General features: G+C 72.3%; 4 protein-coding genes. 3 read left to right on the top strand and 1 reads right to left on the bottom strand.

Annotated features, from left to right (window positions below):
* Positions 1 to 599 (bottom strand): GAF domain-containing protein (locus tag ABD378_RS13110; protein ID WP_344520872.1); only part of this gene is annotated, 599 nt, incomplete at its 3' end.
* A gap of 163 nt (positions 600 to 762) precedes the next feature.
* Between ABD378_RS13110 and ABD378_RS13115 the strand changes: the two genes are divergently transcribed.
* From ABD378_RS13115 to ABD378_RS13125, 3 genes are all read left to right on the top strand, one after another.
* Complete coding sequence (locus tag ABD378_RS13115) at positions 763 to 2511, top strand: FAD-dependent oxidoreductase (protein WP_344520873.1); 1749 nt, start codon at positions 763 to 765, stop codon at positions 2509 to 2511.
* A 50-nt stretch (positions 2512 to 2561) separates the two neighbouring features.
* The gene (locus tag ABD378_RS13120) at positions 2562 to 3482 is read left to right on the top strand and encodes a dioxygenase family protein (protein ID WP_344520874.1); all 921 of its coding nucleotides are present in this window, start codon (positions 2562 to 2564) and stop codon (positions 3480 to 3482) included.
* Positions 3479 to 3782: iron-containing alcohol dehydrogenase (locus ABD378_RS13125; RefSeq protein ID WP_344520875.1), on the top strand; the 304-nt coding region annotated here is incomplete at its 3' end. The genes ABD378_RS13120 and ABD378_RS13125, both read left to right, overlap by 4 nt.

Genomic DNA, 3782 nt, shown 5'->3' on the forward strand with positions numbered 1-3782 from the left:
GCCGCCGCGGCCTCTGCAAGGGCCGCCCCCGGATGCGGGCCGCAGCCCGCGCACAGCCCGGACACCACGGTGACGGTGCCCACCGGCCGCCGCGACCCGCGTGCACGCAAGGGCACACTGACCGCGGAGATCTCCTGCCACAGGTCGAGGAAGTGCTCGGGGCCGTGTGCCTCGGCGCGCCGGCCCGTGCGCAGGGCCGCCGCGGCACTGTTGTGGCCCACTTCGCTCTCCGACAGATCGTGCCGCAGAGTGAGGCGCGACCAGCGGCCGCGCCACCACAGCACCCGGCAGCGCTCATCGGCGAGCACCAGGGCGCAGCCCTCTGCGTCCAGCGCGGGCGCGAGCCGTTCGAGGACCGGCCGGGCCGCCACGAGCAGCGGCGAGGACACCGGCGCCGCACCGTCCCGCGCCGCCGCCAGATCCCTTCGTACGCCGAAGAAACGCGCGCGCCGCCACCCGGCGACGACATTCTCGGGAATGCCGTCCGGCAACGGCCCGCCCGCGAGGAAACGCTCGCGTGCGTGGCGGATCGGAGCGAGGGGCAGCGGCGACTCAACGTCTTGTGTGTCGGCCGGACGGGGGTGTTCTGTGCTGGTCACGGTCGAACCATCGTAGGAGGGGAGCGGAGCCCCAGGGCAGCCGGGTGCCGTCGACTGTCTCGAAATGAGACACCTGCGACGCCCGCGCATGGACCAAGATCCAACCTGTTCCGTGCTCGCCCGCGGACCCTTCCACCGCCCGTTCATTCCAGGAGCGTCCCGAGTGACGACCGTCGAGACCGACGTACTGATCGTGGGCAGCGGCCCCGCAGGAGCAGCGGCGGCACTCGCCCTGAGCACCTACGGCGTGGCCAACACCGTCGTCACCCGGCACGCGGGCCTCGCCGACACGCCCCGCGCCCACATCACCAACCAGCGGACGATGGAGGTGCTGCGCGACCTCGGGGTCGAGGACGAGGTCGTGGCGAAGGCCACCCCGCAGCATCTGATGGGCAACACCGTCTTCTGCACCAGCCTGGCGGGCGAGGAGCTCGGCCGGCTGCGCTCCTGGGGCAACGACCCGCTCATCCAGGCCGCCCACGAGCTGGCAAGCCCCAGCCGCATGTGCGACATGCCGCAGCACCTCATGGAGCCGGTCCTTGTCGACGCGGCCGTGGCGCGCGGTACCTCGCTGCGGTTCGAGACGGAGTACGTCTCGCATGTGCAGGACGCCGACGGCGTGACGGCCACCCTCAAGGACCGGCTGCGCGGGGACTCGTACGAGATCCGGGCGAAGTACCTCATCGGCGCGGACGGCGGCCGCAGCCGCGTCGCCGAGAACGCGGGTCTGCCCACCGTCGGCACGATGGGGGTCGCGGGCAGCGTCAACATCGTCTTCGAGGCGGACCTCGCCAAATACACCGCCCACCGCCCGGCCACTCTCTACTGGGTGCTCGCACCGGGAGCGACCGTCGGCGGAATCGGCGCGGGCCTCGTGCGCTGTGTGCGTCCCTGGAACGAGTGGATGATCGTGTGGGGGTACGACCTCGACGCCGGGGCACCGGACCTCACCGAGGAATACGCCCTGTCCGTCGTCCGTCGCCTCATCGGCGACGACGAGATACCCGTGCGGATCACCTCGTCCTCCGCGTGGACCGTCAACCACCTCTACGCCGAGGAGTACCGCGACGGCAGGGTGCTGTGCGCAGGGGACGCCGTGCACCGTCATCCGCCGTCCAACGGGCTCGGCTCCAACACGTCCATCCAGGACGCCTACAACCTCGCGTGGAAGCTCCGGCTCGTTCTCGACGGCACCGCGTCACCCGCCTTGCTCGACTCCTACTCTGCCGAACGCGCCCCCATCGGTCGGCAGATCGTCGAGCGCGCCAACAAGAGCATCGGCGAGACCGCGCCCGTCTTCGAAGCCCTCGGCGGCCTCGCCCCGCAGACCCCCGAGCAGCTGTGGGCCAGCATCGACGCCCGCAAGGACGCCACGGCGGCCGGCGAGAAGCAGCGGCAGGAACTGCGCGAGGCCATCGCCGCCAAGGTGTACGAGTTCAACGCGCACGGCGTCGAGATGAACCAGCGCTACACGTCGGCCGCGGTCGTCCCCGACGGCACCGACGACCCCGGCTTCGACCAGGACCCCGAGCTCCACCACAAGCCCACCACCCGGCCCGGCGCCAGACTGCCGCACGCCTGGATCACCCACGGCACCACCCAGCTCTCCACCCTGGACGCCGCGGGCCACGGCCGCTTCACGCTCTTCACCGGAATCGGGGGCGAGGGGTGGATACGCGCCGCCGACGAGGCCGCGCGGACCCTGGGCATCGAGATCGCGACCGCCGTCATCGGCCCTGGCCGGCGGTACGAGGACCCGTACGGCGACTGGGCGCGGCTGCGCGAGACCGCCGAATCCGGCGCGCTGCTCGTACGGCCCGACCACCACATCGCCTTCCGCCACAGCGCCGCGTCCGACGCCGCCGACGAGTTGCTCACCGCGGCCCTGCGGCGGATTCTCGGACGCGGCTGAGCCGGCACCGACTCGGCGGGCAGCGCCCAAGGACCACACGAGGGGCAGACATGACCATCGAACCCGTGGACGAAAGCCCGTCCACCGGCCACGCCACCCGGGTCGCGGAAGCCACCGTGACCGAGACCGTCCTCGACAGCCTGCGCTCCACACCGGACCCCAGGCTGCGCGAGCTCCTGAGCGGCCTCGTCCGGCATCTGCACGCCTTCGTACGCGAGTCCCGGCTCACCCAGGAGGAATGGGAGCGGGCCGTCGCCTTCCTCACCGAGACGGGGCAGCAGTGCACGGACACCCGCCAGGAGTTCATCCTCCTGTCGGACGTGCTCGGCCTCTCCTCGCTCGTCGAGACGCTGGGCGGCCCCGGTGGACCCACCGCGACCGAGCCGACCGTGCTCGGACCTTTCCACCTGACCGAGTCGCCCCGGCGCGAACTCGGCGCCGACATCGACCTGTTGGGCTCCGGCGACGGGGAGCCGTGCGTGGTGAGCGGACGGGTCGTCGCCGCCGACGGAACACCGCTGCCGGGAGCCCGCCTCGACGTATGGCAGGCCGACACGCACGGCTACTACGACGTGCAGCAGCCCGGCGTACAGCCGTCGGGCAACGGCCGCGGACTCTTCACCGCCGACGCCGAGGGACGCTTCTGGTTCCGCAGCTGTGTGCCGAGCCCGTACCCGATCCCCGTCGACGGCCCGGTGGGCAGCCTGCTCGCAGCCACCGCGCGGCACCCCTACCGGCCCGCCCACATCCACTTCATCGCGTCGGCCGACGGCCACGCGCCGGTCACGACACACCTCTTCGTCGCGGGCAGCCCCTATCTCGCATCCGATGCCGTCTTCGCCGTGAAGCACAGCCTCGTACGGGACTTCACCGAGACCGACGACCCGGTGCGCGCACGGGAGTTCGGCGTCCCGAACCCGTTCCGGCACGCGACCTTCGACCTCGTCCTCGCCCCGGAGACCTCCGCATGAAAGGCGCCGAGATCCCGGACTTCACGTACGAGACCCGTCCCTCTCGTGTCGTCTTCCGCGCGGGCGGCGCGAGCAGCGCCACCGTCGGTGAGGCCGAACAGCTCGGCCTGCGCCGTCTGTTGGTGGTGTGCGGCGTCCGGGGCGAGAGCGTCGCGCGCGAGGTGGCCGCCGGGCTCGGCGCCGCCTGTGCCGGGGTGTTCGCGGGAGCGCGTCAGCATGTGCCGGTCGAGGACGCGGACCGCGTGGTCGATGCGGCGCGGGCCGCGGCGGCCGACGGGTGCGTGGCGGTCGGCGGCGGGT

Source organism: Streptomyces rectiviolaceus (assembly GCF_039533825.1).
GTDB classification, from domain to species: domain Bacteria; phylum Actinomycetota; class Actinomycetes; order Streptomycetales; family Streptomycetaceae; genus Streptomyces; species Streptomyces rectiviolaceus.